Annotated in this window: 15 protein-coding genes; 5 read left to right on the plus strand and 10 right to left on the minus strand. The window is 45.8% G+C overall.

Annotated elements, in window-relative coordinates; translation table 11 throughout:
* Positions 1-28: 28 nt before the first annotated feature.
* The 3 genes from IJ23_RS14450 to fecE are packed head-to-tail and all read left to right on the plus strand — an operon-like array spanning position 29 to position 2,723.
* Positions 29-988, plus strand: coding sequence for a FecCD family ABC transporter permease (locus tag IJ23_RS14450; RefSeq protein WP_375792656.1), 960 nt, complete (start codon positions 29-31; stop codon positions 986-988).
* The gene (locus IJ23_RS14455) at positions 985-1,956 is read left to right on the plus strand and encodes a FecCD family ABC transporter permease (protein WP_033906635.1); all 972 of its coding nucleotides are present in this window, start codon (positions 985-987) and stop codon (positions 1,954-1,956) included. Before IJ23_RS14450 ends, IJ23_RS14455 begins: the two co-directional genes overlap by 4 nt.
* A 2-nt stretch (positions 1,957-1,958) precedes the next feature.
* Positions 1,959-2,723 (plus strand): Fe(3+) dicitrate ABC transporter ATP-binding protein FecE, encoded by a 765-nt coding sequence (fecE, locus tag IJ23_RS14460; protein ID WP_005374717.1) that lies wholly within the window; start codon positions 1,959-1,961, stop codon positions 2,721-2,723.
* Positions 2,724-2,840: 117 nt separating this feature from the next.
* Here the strand turns inward: fecE and IJ23_RS14465 are convergent, their stop codons facing one another.
* On the minus strand, positions 2,841-4,727 hold the full coding sequence (locus tag IJ23_RS14465) for a methyl-accepting chemotaxis protein (protein ID WP_005383451.1): 1,887 nt from the start codon (positions 4,725-4,727) through the stop codon (positions 2,841-2,843).
* Between the two features lie 364 nt (positions 4,728-5,091).
* Between IJ23_RS14465 and IJ23_RS14470 the strand changes: the two genes are divergently transcribed.
* Positions 5,092-7,842, plus strand: a complete 2,751-nt coding sequence (locus tag IJ23_RS14470; RefSeq protein ID WP_033906636.1) for a M16 family metallopeptidase — start codon at positions 5,092-5,094, stop codon at positions 7,840-7,842.
* Between the two features lie 87 nt (positions 7,843-7,929).
* On the opposite strand, the gene IJ23_RS14475 is transcribed toward IJ23_RS14470, so the two are convergent.
* Positions 7,930-8,382 (minus strand): bactofilin family protein, encoded by a 453-nt coding sequence (locus tag IJ23_RS14475; protein ID WP_080276973.1) that lies wholly within the window; start codon positions 8,380-8,382, stop codon positions 7,930-7,932.
* On the minus strand, positions 8,286-9,239 hold the full coding sequence (locus IJ23_RS14480) for a M23 family metallopeptidase (protein ID WP_005374721.1): 954 nt from the start codon (positions 9,237-9,239) through the stop codon (positions 8,286-8,288). The genes IJ23_RS14475 and IJ23_RS14480 overlap by 97 nt, the downstream gene beginning before the upstream one ends.
* Before the next feature lie 427 nt (positions 9,240-9,666).
* Between IJ23_RS14480 and IJ23_RS14485 the strand changes: the two genes are divergently transcribed.
* Positions 9,667-11,421 (plus strand): hypothetical protein, encoded by a 1,755-nt coding sequence (locus IJ23_RS14485; protein ID WP_200877254.1) that lies wholly within the window; start codon positions 9,667-9,669, stop codon positions 11,419-11,421.
* Positions 11,422-11,502: 81 nt separating this feature from the next.
* Here the strand turns inward: IJ23_RS14485 and IJ23_RS14490 are convergent, their stop codons facing one another.
* The 7 genes from IJ23_RS14490 to IJ23_RS14520 all read right to left on the minus strand — a co-directional run bounded on the left by IJ23_RS14490 (position 11,503) and on the right by IJ23_RS14520 (position 19,166).
* Complete coding sequence (locus IJ23_RS14490) at positions 11,503-12,147, minus strand: START domain-containing protein (RefSeq protein WP_017820098.1); 645 nt, start codon at positions 12,145-12,147, stop codon at positions 11,503-11,505.
* 77 nt (positions 12,148-12,224) lie between these two features.
* Positions 12,225-13,409, minus strand: coding sequence for a multidrug effflux MFS transporter (locus IJ23_RS14495; protein WP_033906638.1), 1,185 nt, complete (start codon positions 13,407-13,409; stop codon positions 12,225-12,227).
* The gene (locus IJ23_RS14500; protein ID WP_033906639.1) at positions 13,406-14,050 is read right to left on the minus strand and encodes a recombinase family protein; all 645 of its coding nucleotides are present in this window, start codon (positions 14,048-14,050) and stop codon (positions 13,406-13,408) included. Before IJ23_RS14500 ends, IJ23_RS14495 begins: the two co-directional genes overlap by 4 nt.
* 145 nt (positions 14,051-14,195) lie before the next feature.
* Positions 14,196-15,203 carry a LacI family DNA-binding transcriptional regulator gene (locus IJ23_RS14505; RefSeq protein ID WP_033906640.1) on the minus strand — a complete coding sequence of 336 codons (1,008 nt, stop codon included), beginning with the start codon at positions 15,201-15,203 and terminating at the stop codon, positions 14,196-14,198.
* Positions 15,204-15,420: 217 nt separating this feature from the next.
* Complete coding sequence (locus IJ23_RS14510) at positions 15,421-17,154, minus strand: sodium:solute symporter family transporter (RefSeq protein ID WP_005374733.1); 1,734 nt, start codon at positions 17,152-17,154, stop codon at positions 15,421-15,423.
* The gene (locus IJ23_RS14515; protein ID WP_017634491.1) at positions 17,147-18,142 is read right to left on the minus strand and encodes a nuclear transport factor 2 family protein; all 996 of its coding nucleotides are present in this window, start codon (positions 18,140-18,142) and stop codon (positions 17,147-17,149) included. Before IJ23_RS14515 ends, IJ23_RS14510 begins: the two co-directional genes overlap by 8 nt.
* A 49-nt stretch (positions 18,143-18,191) precedes the next feature.
* On the minus strand, positions 18,192-19,166 hold the full coding sequence (locus tag IJ23_RS14520; RefSeq protein ID WP_017820104.1) for a nuclear transport factor 2 family protein: 975 nt from the start codon (positions 19,164-19,166) through the stop codon (positions 18,192-18,194).
* Between the last annotated feature and the right edge of the window lie 337 nt (positions 19,167-19,503).

Consider the following 19,503-nt stretch of genomic DNA (forward strand, 5'->3'; position numbering starts at 1 on the left):
TTGGAAAGCGAGCTTGTTTGTCTGTGCTATGGCGTTGTGTACGCTCTCAGGCTATGCAGCCTCAATGATTGGCTGGTCCAACTTTTCTTTGAGCGTTAATGATCTGACAAGCTATTGGTTTGCGTTTGATGAGGGCAATATGCTGCATCAAATCCTCGAGACGCTGCGTGCGCCTCGTACCTATGCTGGGTTACTAATTGGCGCTTCGCTTGCGGTATCTGGAGTGCTGATGCAAGGATTGACTCGTAACCCTTTGGCGTCGCCATCCATTCTCGGCATTAATGCTGGTGCGGCTTGTTTTATGGCCTTGGCGTCCATCGGCGTACCATTCTTTAGTCAATTGAACCCAATCATCAACGCAGTACTCGGCGCGCTACTAAGTGGTGGTGCGGTCATGTTGTTGGGTGGTTTTTTCTCCGCGCGTTCTCACCCATTGCGTTTAGTGCTAGCGGGCATTGCCATCAGTGCACTGCTGATAGGGTTAACTCGTGCGTCGGTAATTTTGGCGGATGACATGGCTTACAGCGTGTTGCATTGGTTAACGGGTTCACTCTCTGCCGTAGATTCTGAGCAGTGGCAGCAACTGTGGCCTTTTGTGACCTTAGGTTTGGTGCTCGCCATGGGCTTAGCGCGAAACTTAAATTTACTCGCGTTGGGGGACGAAGTTGCTGTTGGGCTAGGTGGTAACATTCGTCTTACGCGATTAATCAGTGGTTTAGCGGTTGTGCTGTTGGCGGGTACTAGCGTGGCGATTGCTGGGCCAATTGGCTTTGTCGGGTTGTTAGTGCCGCACTTGGTACGCCCGATTGTTGGTCACAACTATCACATTCTCATTCCGGTTTCCGCTTTGTGTGGCGCGGCATTGGTGACGTGGTCAGATGCTTTATCACGATCGATTGCCTTTCCGGCTGAAACGCCAGTGGGCGTGATTACCGCGCTGTTGGGCACACCTTGCTTTATCGCGATTGCAATGAGAAAATCATCATGATGAATCAAACCAAACTGTTTGCATTAGTTGGATTGTTGCTGATTGCGTCTTCTCTCACGCTGTTTGTTGGCGAGGCGAACATGTCGGCTCAACAGGTTTTTGCATTACTGTTTTCTTTCTCTGACTCGGACTTTGTGATTCACCAATATCGATTACCGAGAATGTTGCTCGCCATTGGCGTGGGCGCTGGGTTGGGGCTGTCAGGCGTTTTAGTTCAAGGCGTCATCCGTAACCCACTTGCCTCACCAGATTTAATGGGGATAAGCGCCGGAGCAGGACTGGCGGCTACCGCTTGTTTGGTGCTGTATCCGAATGCGCCAGTGGCAATGTTGCCGATGGTCGCTATGGCGGGAGGCTTGCTTGCTGCTGGCTTTATTGCTGTGCTGGCTTACTGGTCGAAACCAACACCAGCACGTTTGGCGCTGATTGGTGTTGCTGTCAGCGCATTTTTAGCCAGCGGTATCGATTTTCTTCTGATTGTGCACCCTATCGAAATCAACACGGCGATGGTATGGCTAACCGGCAGTTTGTGGGGACGAAATTGGCAACAAGTGCCGTTTATTTGGAGTGCTCTATTGCTGCTACTGCCATTGGCGTTTTGGCTGGCTTGGCGGCTAGATGTTATGGGACTGGGAGAAGAAAGCGCTACTACGCTTGGCACGAAACCAAGACAGATCCAAATTCTTGCGCTGATTGCTGCCGTGCTATTGGCGAGCATCAGTGTGTCTGTGGCAGGCACGATCAGCTTTGTTGGCCTGCTTGCGCCGCATCTTGCGCGTTTGCTGTTTGGCCACAACCACAAGTTGTTGATTCCAGCCGCTGCAACCCTTGGCGCTTTGTTGGTGATTTGCGCCGATGGTTTAGCGAGAGGCTTACAGCCGCCAATTGAGCTACCAGCGGGAGTGCTAACATCTGTTATTGGCGCACCATATTTCATTTTTCTTTTGTATCGTTACAGAGGTTGGTAAGCATGTTACGAACGCAGAACTTATCCGTCGCGTACGGCAAACAGACCATCATTCCAGATCTCTCTTTGTCGATTCCTCAAGGTAAAATTACCGCACTAGTTGGTCCAAATGGTTGCGGTAAATCGACACTATTAAAAACCTTGGTACGCATCAATAAACCTGCTTCTGGCCAAGTGTTGTATGACGACAAACCACTAAGCAGCTACGGTGATAAACGCTTGGCGCGTTCGTTGTCTTTGCTGCCGCAGATTCTTGTCAGTCCTGAAGGTATTACCGTCAGAAAACTGGTCGAATATGGCCGCTCGCCTTATCTCTCTCATTGGGGCAGGTTAAGTCAACAAGACAAAGCCTTGGTCGAGCAAGCAATGCAAGATACTGGCGTGATTGAGTTTGCTGACAAGCCAGTTGAATCGTTGTCTGGTGGCCAAAGACAAAGGGCGTGGATTGCGATGGTAATGGCGCAAGATACCGACGTAGTGATGCTTGATGAGCCAACCACTTACTTGGATCTCTCTCACCAAGTTGAGCTGATGAAACTCATGAGGCAGATGAACGACAAAGGCAAAACAGTGGTGGTAGTGCTGCACGATCTAAACCAAGCGTGCCGTTACTGCGATCATTTGGTGGTGTTGGAAAAAGGTCAGTTAGTCACGCAGGGAACACCGCAAGAGGTACTGACAGAAGGTATGTTGGCATCGGTGTTTGATTTACAAGCGAGAGTATTTAACGACCCAATCTCAGGCACGCCGATGTGTGTGGCGGTGTAGGTTTACGTCTTTCGAAAGCTATCTGCAATAAAAACGTCGATCCATAAAAACAAACCCCTCTAGTAACAAAGTCGCTAGCGGGGTTTGTTGTTTTTAAGAGCGTCCTTAATGTGGCGTTTAAGCCAGTTTAAACGTTGCCACTTTCGAGTTGAGATCCTCAGCTTGCGATTTCAGCTCAGCAGATTGATTCATCGATTCTTCGGCACCAACTACCAAGTGATCGGTCACATCTTTAATGGACGTGACGTTTTGCGTGATTTCATTGGTTACGTGCGTTTGCTCTTCGGCGGCTGTCGCAATTTGCGTTGCCATATCGCTGATCAGCGCAACGGCCGCGTTGATTTCATCCAGAGCCAGTGCTGCGCGATCAGCATCTTCCACCGAACCTTGCGCGAGCTGAGAGCTTGTATCCATGATAGTCACAGCGCGTTGTGTGGTTTGCTGCAAGGTCTCGATCGTCGAGCGAATTTCTTCGGTTGAGGTGTGTGTGCGTTGTGATAGCACGCGAACCTCGTCTGCAACAACGGCAAAACCGCGACCTTGTTCACCTGCACGCGCCGCTTCAATCGCCGCATTCAGAGCCAGTAAGTTGGTTTGCTCTGCGATGTCTCGAATCGTTGATAGCACGGTTGAGATGTCTTGCGCGTGCTGGTTGAGCTCACCGATGACAACGCTCGCTTGGTTGACTTCAGAAGACAAATTATTGATGGACGATTTGGAGTTGATCACCAACTCATGACCATTTTGTGTGCTTGCTGAAGAGTCTTGAGCGGCTTTAGCCGTCTGCTCTGCATGTGCGGCAATCTCTTGCGTTGCCGATGCCATTTCGGTCACAGCGGTCGCCACCATAGTGATTTCTTGTTGCTGATGGTTCAGATCAGAAACCGACTGATTCGCGCGAGTCGTGCTCAGTTCTGATTGCTGGCTTAGTTCTTCCGCTTGGTGACGAATATGACCAATAAGCTGCTGTAAACTTTCAACAAACTGGTTGAAGTTTTCAGCCAGTTCACCAACTTCGTCACGGTTTTCTACTTTGATGCGTTGAGTCAGATCGCCGCTACCGTTGGCGATTTGCGCAAGCGCATTCGAAACATTGTAGAGCGGACGGAACAAGATGTTACATAGCAGGTTAAACAAAGCCACACAGATAACGACGACGATAGTGGTTGCGATGATTTGATCCCAAACTGCATCGTAAAGTGGGGCAACCAACGAGTTTTGATCTAACACTGTGACCGTTGTGAGTTTGGTACCCTCTATGTGGCGCGCGTAAATCACATATTCGATGCCGTTAATAGAGACGCGACGTTCTGTACCTGAACGTGCGGCTGACGTAATGTCGTTGTTGTTGAGGCCTAGCTTGCTAACCGGTTGATTCAGCAGTTTACCGTTGTTATGAGTGAAAATATTGCCCTGTTCATTGGCAATAAACATATAACCTTCACCCGGTAGGATCACTTGGTTGAGGCTGTTCAGGATATCACCGATCTCTACGTCAGCACCCAGAACGACGGTTTGACCATGCAATTGCAGGGCTTTACCGAGCGACACCACATTCGCACCAGTTGCAGCAGCAACGGTCGGATTATCCATAAAGACTTTCGATGGATTGGCAATGGCGTTGGTGTACCAGCCCCACTTGCGAGGATCGTTATTACCTGGTGGCAAAACCACCCCATTAGCGTTGTCTTGTGACCCGTCCGGGTAAGCGAGGAAAACGTTATCGAACGCGCCAGAGTCTCGGACTTGTTTCAAATGTGTAACCAGAGAACGTTTCTCTGAATCAGAAGAGAGTGAAGTCAGTGCGCGCTCTTTAGAGAGTAGCCAGTCCTTTACGTATTGATTGTAAGATGCGCTAGTGCTTTCTAGTCGCTGTGCGACTTCGACATCGAGCCTATTTAATGAATCTCGAAAAGACAGCCCCTCTACCAGCACTCCCCCTAGAATGATGGCGGCACTGGCAGAGATTGCCAGTTTGTTTTTTAATGATAGATTTTTGAACATAAAGCGAATAATAGATCTTTGAATAATAGTTGTTGTGTTTTTATTCTCATCAGTGCTCTCTGCGCTGTTGAATATGCAGCAGAAAGTCAGATTCGAATCTGTTCAATAATTATATTTTATTGCTCAAAATAAATACTGACTCCATGTCGCGAATTTGAGTTTTACACCAAATAAGCAAAAGGATTTGGAACGATATTATTTATGTATTTGTAAAGTAAGGATTTGTCGATTTTTGTAAATGAGAATTGATTTCAATAAATGGTGATCTTTATCACATTTGCGTGTCTGATAATCCATTAAAAATGTGAAGGTTATAGCACCGGATATATATTGATTAGCTTAATCATTGTTATGGGCAATCGTTATGCGCAGTATATTGTTAGTCCCCGCGTTATTAGTGTCAGGGTGTGCTCTGATACAACAGTCGACGCCGATTCAACCTGACGCCAACTGGCACGTGGACCAGTTATCGAACGGTATGAAATACCATCTCTATCCAACAGAAGACCAAGAAGTCTCGGTCCGTTTGGTGATGAATATCGGCTCATTCCAAGAAACATCTTCTCAAAAGGGTTACGCTCACTTTGTTGAGCATATGGCGTTTAATGGTAGTGAGCATTTTACCGGTAACGACGTTGTCAAACTTTTTGAGCAATCTGGTGGTAGCTTTGGCGCTGATATCAACGCTTTTACCAGTTATCAGCAAACGTCTTACCAACTTGACCTTGCGAATAATACGAAGCTAGAAGACGCCCTGAAGTGGATGAGAGATATCGGTAACGGACTTGAGTTTGCTCCTGAGCAAGTAGAGAAAGAAAAAGGGGTGATTCTTGGGGAATGGCGACGTGCTAATCCAGATGATAAGTCCTTTTCTATGCATGCTTACCAAGCCTCGATTGAAGGCACTATGTATGGTGAACATGACCCAATTGGTACTCGCGAAGCGATTCAAAACGCTTCCTCGAGTAAGTTAAAGGCGTTTTACGACAAGTGGTACCAGCCACAAAATGCCGAGTTGATTGTGACTGGTAATATCGACGTAGATTCACTGTCCAAGATTATCAAAAGCAAGTTCTCGAACTGGGAAAGTACCTCGGATACGGTAATAGAGAAGCGCCGTGATATTCGAGTGAACAACGAAAACAGAATCTTGCCAAGTAACACGATGGAATCACCAAGTCTTCATTTAGTGATTGAGCGTGGTCTAAGTGGCAGCGCGACGATTGAGCAACAACATGAAGTGTGGCGTGATGAAGTCGCAACACAACTCATTCAACAGCGTTTGATCCGTGTACTCAGTGATGCCGCTGAACCTTTTCAATACGCTTATGCAGAGCCCTATTACTCTAACTATCAGCGTATGATGTCGGCAGGGATTTCGTTTGCACCAGATCGCCGCGAACAAATGCACCAGACTTTCATTCGTACCTTGGCGTCGTTAAGAGATTATGGTGCGACTCAATCCGAGTTAGATAGCGTTATGTCAAATTGGCAAGGTGAACTTGCAAATATTGATTCAGATTGGAGTCAGCGTAAGCCAAACAGTTACGCAGAAGCACGTGTTTTTCAAATTGGACAAGACAGTGTCAGCCAATCAAAAGAGAATTATGCCCAGAGTTTGGCAGAATTCATCAACAACGAGAATTTAGAGAGCATTAACACACAATTGACGGCTTTGTTATCTCAGCAGCCAAGCTTTTTTATTGGTTTGGGGAAAAGCGAAACGTCAGAACAGTTCAATGGTGTATTTGCCGCTCTAAACAGTGCCTATCTTCAAACTGGCGAAAAACCGTTAGAGATGTATGACAAAGTGGATGGATTCTTAAAGCCTACCCAGGAAGGCAGCATCACGAGCATGCGTCAGGAAGCGGGTGGTTTTCAAGTCTATACGCTATCAAACGGTATCGAAGTGTGGTTCCAAAAAGATACTAAAGCGGGTGGTCGAGCGTATATTTACTATGCGAGCCAAGGTGGTAAAGCCGCTGTTGATCCGACGTTGTATGCCGCTTATGAAATCGCAGCAACAACGGCAATACGCAGTGGGTTAGGGACATTTTCTGGTTCAGAGCTAGATAGCTACTTACGCAAAAACAACATTGCGCTTGGCGCGATGCTTGATGCGACCAGTCACGGAGCTCAAATTACGGCGCCAAATACGCACCTAACTGATGCTTTGAATGGACTATACAACCTAGCGACGGAGATTAAAGTCGACGAGCGCCAGATGGAAGCAGCGAAGCAAGAGTTTAAACAGCAGAGCGGCGCTTTTTTTGAATCACCGATGGGAAAACTGATTCAAAAAGCAAACGGCAATTCTTATTTGCCGGGTAGTCGTCATCGTATAGTGTCCAGTGATGATGTTGAACAAGTGACTTCCGAGCAGATACTAGCGGTGCATGAGCAACTTTTCAAAACCAATGATGGTTTTAAGATGGTTATTGTTGCAAACGTAGAGCCGGAAGAAATTACACCACTTTTGCGTAAGTATGTGGCCTCTATCGAAATGAAACCGAGTCGTTCGATTGATTATCACGTTGCGTTTAACCCGGAAGTGCCGGAGCGAACTGTGGTTGCGGATGGGCATGAACCTTCATCGTTGTATGTAATGCGTTTGACTAATACGAGCGATTACCAACGTACGGCAAGAGACACGGTTATCGAAGATATTTTGCAACGTATTAGTAATGCACGTGTTTTGGATATTGTGCGAGAAGAGTCTAGCCTTGATTACAGCCCGAGCATTTACACCATGACACAAGATCGCGAACCCATCTCTGATTGGCTCTTGGAGTCTCAAGTTGAGCCCGAAGACGTGGCACTTTTAGAGAGTAAACTGGGCAAAGTGTTTGATGGTTTAGCGTCAAATATTACCCAAAAAGAAGTGGATACGGCCGCGAAACAACTGGCAGTCGCGATGCAAGGATTGGATGACAACCCAGCACAGAGATCATGGGCATATACTCGTTATTTGGTGCATGATTACGGCGTCGATGTGTTGCTTGACGTTGAGAAAGTGGCTAAGAGTGTGACGTTAGATGAAGTGAAAGCGCATGCAAAATCAGCTTTTGGTCCACAAGCAAAACGCTCGGTAATGGTTTTAAATCCGGCCGAATAATCACGTAGTTTCTGACGAAAATCGTGGCAATAGTAATAAAAAAGACGGCGTGAAAGCCGTCTTTTTTAAGCACTTTAATCAAAGCTTTTATGCTGATTTACGCGAAAGTCGCTTTTCATTGTTGGTGTTATTTTCTTTTGTGATCGCACTGTCTTGAGCCTTACCCTTTAACGTTACCACTTCCTTTTCAGGTAATTCGGCTGCTTCACCAAAGAATTTGCCACCAGGTTCAATGCTGAGGTTATTGCTCCAGATCCTACCGCTTACGCGTCCCTTGGCAAGCACTTGAATGTGTTCTGCGTGACAGTTTCCGTCCATCATGCCATTAATGATCAGCTGTTTAGCGTAGATTTCACCGTTTACTCGCCCGCTTTCTGCGACAACGAGAGTGCCTTCCACGTTAATTTGACCATCGACGATGCCATCAATCTGGACATCGTTTTCTACTTTGAGTTCTCCGCTAAGAGAACAGCCTTTGGCGATGAGAGTTGAAGCTGCTGAGCTACTCGTTGTTCCACTGTTTTGATTAAAGATTCCCATCGTATTCTTCGCTCCTTAGTAAAAATGTCTTCGAAATCATTAAGGCTCCAATCGACAAATGGTTTCGGATTCAGTGCTCGCCCAACAAATCGCACCTCGTAATGCAGGTGAGGGCCAGAAGAGAGCCCACTGTTGCCGGAAATTGCAATCAGCTGCCCTTTTTTGACGAACTGACCACTTTTTACTTTGAACGCTTTCAAGTGCGAATAAGAACTCGAAAAACCGAAAGAATGTTGTAGCCTGAGGAAGTTACCAGAGCCTTTATTACTGCGGCGGGTAACTTCCACTACCCCATCGGCAGGGGCATAAATTTTGGTACCGATATTTACGGCAAAATCGAGCCCACGATGCATTTTGGCAACTTTTGTCACCGGATGGATACGCTTACCGAATCCGGAAGATAGCCGTACGTTGCCGACTGGAGAGCCACTTGGTATTTGGTTTAATAACACCATGCGAACGTTTGAGGTTATCGCCGCTGCATCGAGCCTAGCATCCAAGTTATTTGTCGAGGTATGTTCTCCAACCCCAAGCACTTTCTCTAATTCACCCAAACGTTCCGAAACAAGTTGTACCCGTTCTTCCCGTTCTGAAAGGTCATTTTCTAGCTCTGATTTAAGTGTTTTCAGTGTGCTGAGCTCTTCACCCATGGTGCGTGAATGCTCTGTCAATTCAGCTTGTTTTAACGCTGCATTATCAACGCGAGTGTACAAGTGATGAATTAAGATTACGGTCGCGGCCAGAGCAACAACAAAAAAAACGAAAAACGTTTTTATGTTGCGTTGCATCCTTTTACTGAAGTACCAATGTCTTGAGCCATTGATAGTTGATATAGAGATCGTCAACTGGTCTTTCATCGTCTTCTATTGCTCGTATTTGGTATACGTCTCGTCACTGAGTTAGTAGGAATGTAAGGAAAACGAGTAGGGACTGCCAGAGGCAAATTGGAAAGAAGTGTCAGGTCGTGAGGCGTTTTCAGATATTAGATAAAAGACTCAATAAAGATTTAATATTCTGCTGATTTTGGTCGTAATTACTCCAAATCGCTTCATTTAACTGAATATTATGATTTTTAAGGCGGTTATCCGAGAAATTGGATTGTGAATATTGCCAATAGCATCCGCACGCAATTCAACTTACTTCACGGTTTGCCTTATAAATGTTGGATAATTTATCAAACCGACATTCATTACATCGATAACTTGTTTATGATAGCGGTTGATATAAAGCACTATTCATTGGCTTTAAACCTAAGCGTTACATTTCGTTTAGGAACACATAACTATGACAACGGAGTTGGTCGTGAAAAAACTACTATTGGCTACAGCAGTGGTCGCAGCAGCAGGGGGCGCTGGCTACCTGTACCAAAACAATACTACCGCGAGTGATGCAGGCTCACTGTTAACGCAAGTTCCTGCAGATTCACTTATGGTGACGTATCAGACTGAACCTTTTAACCATTATAAATACATGAACGCATTCGGTACGGCGAATCAAGGCTCGATTGCAGAACTTTTTGCCGATGAACCACTGTCTCCACAACAGCAGTTTGCAGTTAACTTATTCGATGGATACCTAGAGAGTGCTGCGTCGCCAGAAACATTAAAAGCTTATTTGGGCACCGGGGAAAACATTAATCCTGTGTTGTACACAATTGGTATGGTACCGGTGTACAAAGTGGATATTGAAGACCCTGCCGCGTTATGGAAAACACTGGATCATGAAGAGCAGATGAGCGGCGCTAAGCATGAGTTGGTTAAGCTTGGTGAAGTCGAGTATCGTCGTTACGAGATGACTGATTCAATTGACCCACAGAACGGTATTGGCTTGGTTGTAGCCGTGGTTGATAACGTGCTTACGTTAACGGTTGATGTTCCGCAACTGGGCGTTCAAAACCCGATTAAAATGGCATTAGGGCTTGAAGCACCAAGTCAAAATATTGCTGACAGTGGACGCCTTGAGGCGTTGCAAGCCAAATACGGTGAAAACAACAACTCTTTTGGTTACTTTGATCATCGCGAAGTGATTAAAGGTTTGACGACGAAAGATGGCAATATGTTTGCTCGTCAAATCAGCACGTTGGATGCAATAGATCCTGAACCAACGATTGAGGAAATGCGTTCACCAGCCTGCCATACTGAGCTTACTCAAGTTGCAGAAAACTGGCCTCAGTCCGTCGCGTTTGCAGAATACAAGATGAAAGGCGATCAGGCGTTCATTAAAGGTTCTTTTGTTGTTGAGTCCAACAATAAAGTGATTCTAGATGCGCTCAAGTCGATTCGTGGTGTATTGGCTGAGTCTAAAAGTGATAAGAGTTTCTTTAGTATGGCGCTTGGTTTAGACATTAATACTCTAGCGCCATCGATTGGTCAGATTTGGGCTGACTTGACCCAGCCTCAATATCAATGCTCTTTATTGACACAAATGCAGCAAGAGATGGGCGGCCAGAATCCAGCAGCCGCTGTAAGCATGGGGTCAGGCATGGTTAATGGCCTTAAAGGGTTAAGCCTGCAAATGTTTGATATCAAAGTAGATACTAATGCTCAGCATGGTGAAGTATTTAGCCAGCTAGATGGTATGTTGTCTCTTTCTGCCAATGATCCAATGATGCTTATTCAAACTGCGCAAATGTTCGTTCCTGAACTTGCTCAATTGCAAATTCAACCGGATAACCAACCTGTTAATGTCAGTGACCTATTAGAAATGCATACTGGCATGAAGGTGGACGTGTTTGCTCGTCTAAACGAAAACCATTTCACCCTTTACAGTGGTGATAGTGCTGCGGAAGCAAGCAAAGAAGTGATGGCGCAATCACTTTCTCCAAATGGCTTGTTCAGCTTTGATTTTGATTCAGAGCGTATTTTGGAAGTGTTAGAGAGTGCGTCGTCAATCACAGGGGAGCCGGTTCCGGATGATGTTGTCAAAAGCTTACAAGGCGAGCTTGTTGGTGGTATGACGATGGACGTGACAGACCAAGGTATTGGTTTTGAGTTTGATTACCGCGGTGCAACTAAACCTGTAACGGTTGCACAGCAGTAACACATTGCGTAGAAAAAGGCGGCTTGAAGCCGCCTTTTGTTATTATGTACCGTATTAAAAAGCGAGTGGGAAGAGCGACGCTTACTCATCTATTTGAGGATGAGAGTATTGCTGATATTCAGGTAACTCTTTTCTTAAATTACTAAATGTCGCCCATGCACTTTCTTTTGAGAGTTTGTTGATCAGCCAGTTTGGCAATAGACCTCCGGGGTCAGCAAACGCCTTGTATTCCACGAGTGTTGTATCGTTTGTGAGTTTTTGTAACTCCCAAGTCGCATCAACCGAGCGAATTCGAACATAACCATTTTGTTCAGCAAGATATGAGTCAGGTGCGCTTTTGATTTCTATCGTGAATCCCAGCTCATCGACCCAGTACTTTGAGTAGGTGACCATATCCCGATTTTTGGCAGGCCATGGTGCTTTAAACTGGGTGTAAACGATGTTCTCGGTGGCCGATATCTGATTTAAAACCCGGCTATGACTGGCATTGTCAATCCAGTTCGGGATATTGTCACTGTCTTCCAGTAGCGTTAAAAATGCACCATAGCTGGTGGGTGTGAACATCCGGGCACGGATCTCAACTAAACCGTCACTATGTTCTCGGGAGTAAATTGTGATTCCATTCTTGTCACTCTCGAACTGCCAGTTCTCGTTGGCGCTCGCATCAGTGCCAGCGGATATCAATGTGGCGAGTGTTAAGGCGCCCATTCTTAAATGCAACATCATGTTAGTATCCGCCAACTTTTCCTAAATTTAAGTTTATACGATTTGTCGTAACTATAAGGACAATAGTATGTTTTTTGTTATCGTTCTGAAGGTTGCTCTGCACTGAAGCCACGTTGAATGTTGGTGAAGGTAAGCGATGCAAATATTACGATAACGATCGCTAGATGCCATGCTTGACTCAATCCAAGCTGCACCAGAGTTAAGCTGACCAATGAGGAGACGACCATTTGTCCACCACCAGACATTGCCGCTGCGGCACCTGCTTGCTTTTTATAAGGTTGCATTACCATCGCTTGTGCACAAGGTAGGGCAATACCATTACCCAAGATCATTAATAGCTGTCCTAGCATCAGAAATAGAGGCTCAACAGGACAGAAAAATAGCCATATTGCGGCAGCGAGGTGAAGAAATGGGGTGCAGAGCAGCATTTTTTTATTGCCAATAATTGGCCTTACTCGGTTACAAATCGTGGTACCACATAACATACCCAAAGCGGGAATGAGCGCCCACATCGCGTATTGAGCGGAGGTCATGCCAATTTGATCTTGCATGATAAATGGCATCACAGAGACTGTTGTAATCATTAAGCTGAAGTTTAACCAACTGATACTGGCGAAACTCATAAAGTAACGAGACGTAAGTAAGTTCTTGTATTGGAACAACATTTTTCGGGGTGACGGAATGACAGAACGTTTTGCGATGGTTTCTGTGAACTTAAAGGCGATGATTACCCAGGCCAGCGAGACATAGCCCAACAGAGAAATAAACACCATACTCCAACCGAAGTGGAAGTTGATAAAGCCGCCAATTACAGGTGCAATAAGTGGCGTGATTGAAGCCGCCATGGCGATGTAAGACATTGCCACAGGGAGTTCATCCCCGCTAAATCTATCTCGAGTCGACGCCCTAGCGAGTACCGCGCAGCATCCTGTACCTAACCCTTGTAAAAAGCGCCCCATCACCATCCCTGTAAATGTGTCACTGAAGAAAATAATCATCAGCAGACCAGACATCGCGATGAGTAAACCGGTAAGTAATACTCTTTTTCGTCCTAAAGCATCTGACACTGGCCCGTAGATAAATTGAGAGGGGCCAAAGCCGAGCAAATAAATACTCACAAGTAGTTGAGCTTGGTCGAGGGAGATGGAAAAGTCTTTTGCTATCCATGGCAAAGAGGGCATGACTAGTCCCATGCTCAACTGGCCAACGCTAATAATAAGACAGGCTAGTAGTATAGTATGAAAGTTGATTGGGCGACTCATGACTGGTCTCCATTCAAACAACCTTTTTGGCGTCGTGATCTTAAGCCGCCTTCGTCATCCACTTCATTTAGCTTTGCTTTGACCCGCTTCACAGTCGATAGACTGACTTCGCATTGCTCTGCTACGTTTTGCAATGTGTAGCCTTCTAGCAGCAACGTTGCGATCTGTTGGTGTTTGGTTTTGTTTGCGGGGCGGCCGCGAAACTTCTGTTTCCATAATTCTGGCTGCTCTTTAATGGCCTGTCGCCCTTGCTCTGCGGCAAGCAGGCGATGTTCAGTCTGAACTTTCCCATATCCAGATAACACTGTGAGTAGTGTTTGAGTTTGAACAGAACCTGGCTCAAAAGTTAGTGATTCACATACGGTTTTCAATGTTACCCCTTTATCGAGTAGCATTTTTATCGTGTTCAATGCTTGACTAAAGTCGCGACCAAATGCGGTCAGCCACCAGAGCACAATCGTATCCCCAGCTCTGACGGAATCGAGCAGTCGTAAGAATGCCTCTCTCTCGGTTGGAGGCATGCAACCACGAACCTTATCCTCAAAATGCTGAGCTTCGGGCGCAAAAGCTTTTAGAGTATTAAGGTGCTCTTGGTAAGCTCGATTTTTTGGCGAATAGCGAGTGTAAAGATACGTGGTCATAAGGATTATGAGCCTTTTTTGTTTGGTTCATATAGTGTAATGGCTCACAAATATACATGGGTTCATTAATACTGACAACACTAAATGAGCTGTTTGGGAGTCAGAGGCACATAAAAAAGCCAACCGAATGGCTGGCTATAGCTATTTAAGCTTTTGTTGTCTGTCGCTCGATTAACTTCACTGGCACCATCATTTTTACTAGGCTTCCGTTTTTCGTATTAATTTGATCAACAATGATCTTCACGCATTCGCGAGCGAGGCGACGGAAATCCTGGCGGAATGTGGTTAATTGATAGCTTAACCATTCTGTCTGAGGAATATTATCAAAGCCAATGACTTGTAAGTCCTGAGGAATGCTCAACCCGCATTCTATACGGGCGATATCCATGATCGCCATAGCAAGGTTATCGGTTGCACAGAACACCGCTTCAGGCCGATTTTTGTCTGCCAGTATGGCACGGACTTTATCAAGTGAGCTCGCGTAGTCATAGCTGGCTTCAATGATGCGTGGCGTCTTGCCGGTTAGGTCTTCAAATTCAGAGCAGAAGCCGCTTTGACGTTCGTCATTCGTAAAGGTTGGCACTTCTCCCGTCAAATAAACCGCGTTCTTCACGCCACTTTTGTGCAGAAGTTGCGCAGCTTGTTGGCCTGCTTCGTAGTTGTCACTGATAACGTAGCTACTCCTAGTACCTTCAACAACTCGTGCGTATTGAACAATTGGGATATTAAACTCTTCACATTCTTCATAAAGGGACTTATTGAAGGTTGCGGAAGCAGCAATGACACCATCGACGCGATACTGGAAGATATTTGGGATTGAGTGGCCCTCTTCTTCATCCACTTGCCATGGAATCAATACGGCAGAATAACCTTTTTTCTGTAACTCACTGGAAATTAACTGCAGTGTTTTCATATGGATAGGGTAATCCGCATCAGGAAACACCAAACCTATCAATTTCGATTCGTTTGTGGTCAGGCTACGTGCAAAGGCGTTAGGGCGGTAGTTAAGGGCTTTAGCCGCTTCAAAGACTTTTTGCTTGGTCTTTTCGGATACTGAGCTACCCGGAACAAACACGCGCGATACAGTAGATTGAGAGACGCCTGCCATCTTTGCCACATCTTTTGATGTGACTACGTGTTTAATTGATTTCATGAATAAAACTTAGTTGCCAGTAATTGAGGTCATAAGACTAGCATAAATAGGTACGTATTCATAAATGTTCTGACGGGGTATCCTAAGTAGAATAATGGCTTTGGAGTGTTAAAAAGCAAAATGTGGGTTAACCCATTCGATTTGCTTTGAGCTAGCACTAGATCTAGAGCGTAGATACTGTCCGTTTGTTGGACGTACAGTATCTACGTAAAGAACATTAATTTGCTTGTTTGACTGCAACTTTACGTTTCGGGGAGAGGAGTGAATACCCCATGTATCCGATGCAAGCGGTAGCGACAAGAATAGAGCAGCCACGCATAAAGTTAATCAGCATAGGAGCGTTGTCGGTAAACGCGTTGATCCCCCAAAGCATCACGATCGAGAATACAAACATCACTAGTAAGCCATAACATGGAGCATCGATTTTGCCGGGAACGACATACCAACCATCTTCCTTGATTGGTTTATTTAGACGAGCATATTCCGCTTGCTGGCCTTTCACTGTGTAAAGATGCATTTCATCTTGTTTACCCGTCAGGAGAAGGCTAGCAATGTAAGCGACAACGGCATTCACAAGGACGCCAATCACGCAATACCAAGGCCACGCAATATCGGTCGCAACGGCTACATACCAGATCACCAAGAAGCTAGCAGCAACGCCAATTAACAAGCCTTTTTCCGTAATGTGTTTTGAGTAGAAACCAAGGACGAACATACAGAAGCTCGCACCGACAAAGTAAGAGCCTGCCTTACTCAGCACTTCCAGTACCGAGCCTGTGCTGGTGGCAAACATGATCGCTGGAATGATGACCAAAATCGCCCACGCCACCGTGAAGAAACGCGATACCTTTAAGTAATGCTCTTCCGACTCGTTTTGCTTGTAGAAGCGTTTGTAAAAGTCAGCCACAGAAACGGTCGCCATTGAGTTAAATGCGGAATCGAGACTCGACATACTTGCCGCCAGAATCGCAGCGGCAATGATGCCCATCAAGCCTGGCATTCCATATTCACTCGCATAATGAAGAATGATGGTGTTGCCGTTTTCAAACTCTTTACCGTCGTAATAAGCGTTGAACAGGACGCCAAGCAAGATAAAGACAAAGTAAATAAAGAAGGCCACGTAGCCCATCATCAACATTGCCTTTTTCGCATCGCCCATGTTTTTCGCGGCCATACAACGTTGTACCATCATCTGGTTACCGCCATACACGGTGGTGTGGAACATCGTCATTGCGATAACGCCGGCCCATACAGTCGTTACTTGGCTTAGGTCAAAACTTGTTTGTAGGGCATCGGTCATTCCTTTCGCTTTGAGTTCTGCCATGACCTCCGTCATTGGAGCAGGCATGCCATTCCAAACGGCTTCAATGATGATGAATGCGCCAATAAATAAGATTACTGCTTGAATCACATCGGTCCAAATGACAGCCGCGATACCGCCCATTACGGTGTAGATAAGGGCAATTGCAGTGACGATCATGATGCAGTACATCACGTCGATACCAGTAATGAACTCTAAAATCATTGCTGTCGCGTAGAGTACGGCTGCCGAGCTCAATGCTTGTTTGATAAGGAAGATAAACGACAAAGTCAGTCGTGAAGCCTTACCGAAGCGTCGTTCTTGATACTCGTAGATGGAGGTTAAACCGTTGTTGTAGAAAAACGGCATAAACACAGCCACGATGAAGAAGATCACCAGCGGATAATTGAGGTGAATCGCGATAACCGACAGGCCTTCTTTGTAAGACCAAGCTGGCCCGCCAAGGAAAGACATGGCACTCACGTAAGTACAAACGACAGAAATACCGATCGCCCACCAAGGGATGCTCTTATCACCCAAAGCGAATTGGCTAGCTGAAGTGACTCGCTTACCAATCACCGCACCCAGTACTAGCGTTAGGGCGATGTATCCCCCAAGGATGCTCCAGTTAAGTGCGCCAAACTCATGCATAATTAGGTCCTTCTAACTGTTCTTTCATTTGTGCAAACACGTCATAGCCAAGTTGCAGCAGGATATGAACGATGTCGATCGCCACCCAGTTTTCCTTCAGTAAATCGCCTTCGCGTCGCCAAATGTCCATAACGCGAAGTTCGATGTGTTTTCCGGTTGGGGCAAGACCGAGCCAGCCACTGTGACCAGTGTGAGTACCATGCATATGTGGCCAACCACCTGTGGATACGTAGTCATTTTTGGCCAAAAAATTGACCTCAATATCGACACTTCGATCTGGGAACGCAAACACAAATGGCGCTTGATGGTGGTTACGGAAACCTTTGATACCGCGCGTAGTACCAATACCAGCAGGGCCGTACCACATGAAGTCATTGTGCCAGTAGTTTTCTAAATCCATCGAGAAAAGATCTTTGCCATCAAAACGACCCAAGCAAGACAGCATATCTTCAACCAGCTGGGCGCTCTTTTCACTTTCTTCCAAAGACACAACAGATTGTTGAATACCGTTAGAAGTTGCAGGAGAAGGAACCAAGCCATCGTGACCTAAGCTTTTACGAAGAGGGTTGCAGCCTGCTTGATTCATCGCGTCGATGAAGTCTGGGATCATGTAAGATTCGGTGATTTGGTCGTTCTCCACACACACCATTTCGGTGTAACGCAAGTAGAGTGTTTTCCCTGTTGCTGGGATGCCAAACAGTGGTTGTTCAAATGTACCGATAAAGTAGCCGGTAGAGTTGTACCAAGTGCGGCCTTCGTATTCGCCGTGCATAACAATTATTGGTCGGCGCTCGGCGTCAGGCAAAGCATTAACAAGTGGTGAGAGGAAAGATTCGTGGGTTGCATCTGGGCCATTAAGATCGTTCACAGGGTGCGCCACGCACCATTTTACGTCAGGGTTCAAAGTTTGCAGAGCGGCCTGTTTTTGCTCGATGTCTGCGGCTTTGAAGTAGTTCTGGTAGAACTGTTCGATGATGTTGAGTGACATGTTGCTTCCTTACTGTCTGTGATTTTAATAAATAGTGTTTAGTCAGCCGTTAGCCTTGCTGAAGCAGGATTTGCTTCCAGATTGCGGTCTCGTCAAACAAAGTGAATTCGCGACGAAGACCCCAAGGGCCAAACTCAGCGTGGCTGATCCCCATGATGTAAACCTCTTTTCCTGAAGGCTTACCAAACATCCCATATCCCTCATGCTTACCGTGCAAAGACCATCGAATTGCCGCGCGTGGTGACATCATGTCGTCATCTCGGCCAATACGATGGTGAACGGTAAATTGAGCATTTGGGAAAGACGCACGAAGTGCCATCCAAAAATGATCGACTTCCGAGTGTGATAGGGCAGTTTGACCGCCAGTGTATTCGCCGATGCAAGCGCGGTCGTACTCTTTCGGTACTATTGAGAACTCGGCATTCATAAGGCTTCTGAGAATTGCTTCGTATCGCTGACCATATTCGTTGTCGTTGCCTACGCCCAAATAAGGTCCAGGAATGTCGACTTCAGGTGTGAACGGAAATGGGCTTGATTCCACGCCACCTTCAAATTCGATTTGTTGGCGTGCAAACTCTTCTGACGTCATGCCCAGTTGCTTCGCGATATCGGCTTGATCGCGAACCAACCATTCGTCATTGATTTGGTTATTGATAGCGTGGCAATCTGCGATAATACGGAAACGAAGTTTGCGGTTCGAGGCTTGCCCGTAGAAGCCGTTGCCACTGTGTGTTGCAGTAGAGATGATTCGATGAGAAGAAAGCATGCCTTGTTCCGGGGTGCCTGACCAAATGACGTCTTCGCCATATAGCGTGCGATCGGGAAACTCGGCCAGTGTCGCCATTGTTGCACTGATCACCCCTTCGTTTCCTTGAACGATAGAGAGTGGAGTACGCACAACAATGTCGGGAGAGTAGTAGTGTTCTAAGGTGTTTAAACCTCGGTCTTCCCAAATCTCTTTTGTGATACCAAGAATGTAGTCGGGAAAATCACGCCACTTTTCATCGAAGCCAACCATGGCCATAAATCACCTCCGTAATTGAATAATTATGTTTGAATTATGTTTTGATTACGTATTCAAAATATATCATGTTGCCATTTTGTCAACGGATTGTTTTTCGATTGTTTAAATAGCGTGCTGATGATCAGGTTTTTAACAATTGAGCGGAAAATAAACTAAAAAAGTACAGGAGAGATGGAAGCTATCTCTTATCGAGACGTGTTAATAAGAAAGGAGGTCAAAGTTTTTTGTATGAATTTCATAATATCTTATTGTTTTTTAATCGCTTAATTTATTTTGATCTGTTTGAATGGAAACAAATGATTAAGCCAAAACTGATAATCATGCAGATCAAGGCACC

It is taken from the genome of Vibrio sp. OY15, assembly GCF_000742455.1.
In the GTDB taxonomy this organism is placed as follows: domain Bacteria; phylum Pseudomonadota; class Gammaproteobacteria; order Enterobacterales; family Vibrionaceae; genus Vibrio; species Vibrio alginolyticus.

Excerpts from the sequence above, each read along its gene's own strand:
- IJ23_RS14515 (WP_017634491.1), bottom strand. The coding sequence starts at position 18,142 with ATGTCACTCAACATCATCGAACAGTTCTACCAGAACTACTTCAAAGCC.
- IJ23_RS14465 (WP_005383451.1), bottom strand. The coding sequence starts at position 4,727 with ATGTTCAAAAATCTATCATTAAAAAACAAACTGGCAATCTCTGCCAGT.
- IJ23_RS14490 (WP_017820098.1), bottom strand. The coding sequence starts at position 12,147 with ATGATGTTGCATTTAAGAATGGGCGCCTTAACACTCGCCACATTGATA.
- IJ23_RS14470 (WP_033906636.1), top strand. The coding sequence starts at position 5,092 with ATGCGCAGTATATTGTTAGTCCCCGCGTTATTAGTGTCAGGGTGTGCT.
- IJ23_RS14475 (WP_080276973.1), bottom strand. The coding sequence starts at position 8,382 with ATGGGAATCTTTAATCAAAACAGTGGAACAACGAGTAGCTCAGCAGCT.
- IJ23_RS14520 (WP_017820104.1), bottom strand. The coding sequence starts at position 19,166 with ATGGCCATGGTTGGCTTCGATGAAAAGTGGCGTGATTTTCCCGACTAC.
- IJ23_RS14505 (WP_033906640.1), bottom strand. The coding sequence starts at position 15,203 with ATGAAATCAATTAAACACGTAGTCACATCAAAAGATGTGGCAAAGATG.
- IJ23_RS14510 (WP_005374733.1), bottom strand. The coding sequence starts at position 17,154 with ATGCATGAGTTTGGCGCACTTAACTGGAGCATCCTTGGGGGATACATC.
- IJ23_RS14480 (WP_005374721.1), bottom strand. The coding sequence starts at position 9,239 with ATGAAAGACCAGTTGACGATCTCTATATCAACTATCAATGGCTCAAGA.
- IJ23_RS14455 (WP_033906635.1), top strand. The coding sequence starts at position 985 with ATGATGAATCAAACCAAACTGTTTGCATTAGTTGGATTGTTGCTGATT.
- IJ23_RS14485 (WP_200877254.1), top strand. The coding sequence starts at position 9,667 with ATGACAACGGAGTTGGTCGTGAAAAAACTACTATTGGCTACAGCAGTG.
- IJ23_RS14450 (WP_375792656.1), top strand. The coding sequence starts at position 29 with ATGGCGTTGTGTACGCTCTCAGGCTATGCAGCCTCAATGATTGGCTGG.
- IJ23_RS14500 (WP_033906639.1), bottom strand. The coding sequence starts at position 14,050 with ATGACCACGTATCTTTACACTCGCTATTCGCCAAAAAATCGAGCTTAC.
- IJ23_RS14495 (WP_033906638.1), bottom strand. The coding sequence starts at position 13,409 with ATGAGTCGCCCAATCAACTTTCATACTATACTACTAGCCTGTCTTATT.
- fecE (WP_005374717.1), top strand. The coding sequence starts at position 1,959 with ATGTTACGAACGCAGAACTTATCCGTCGCGTACGGCAAACAGACCATC.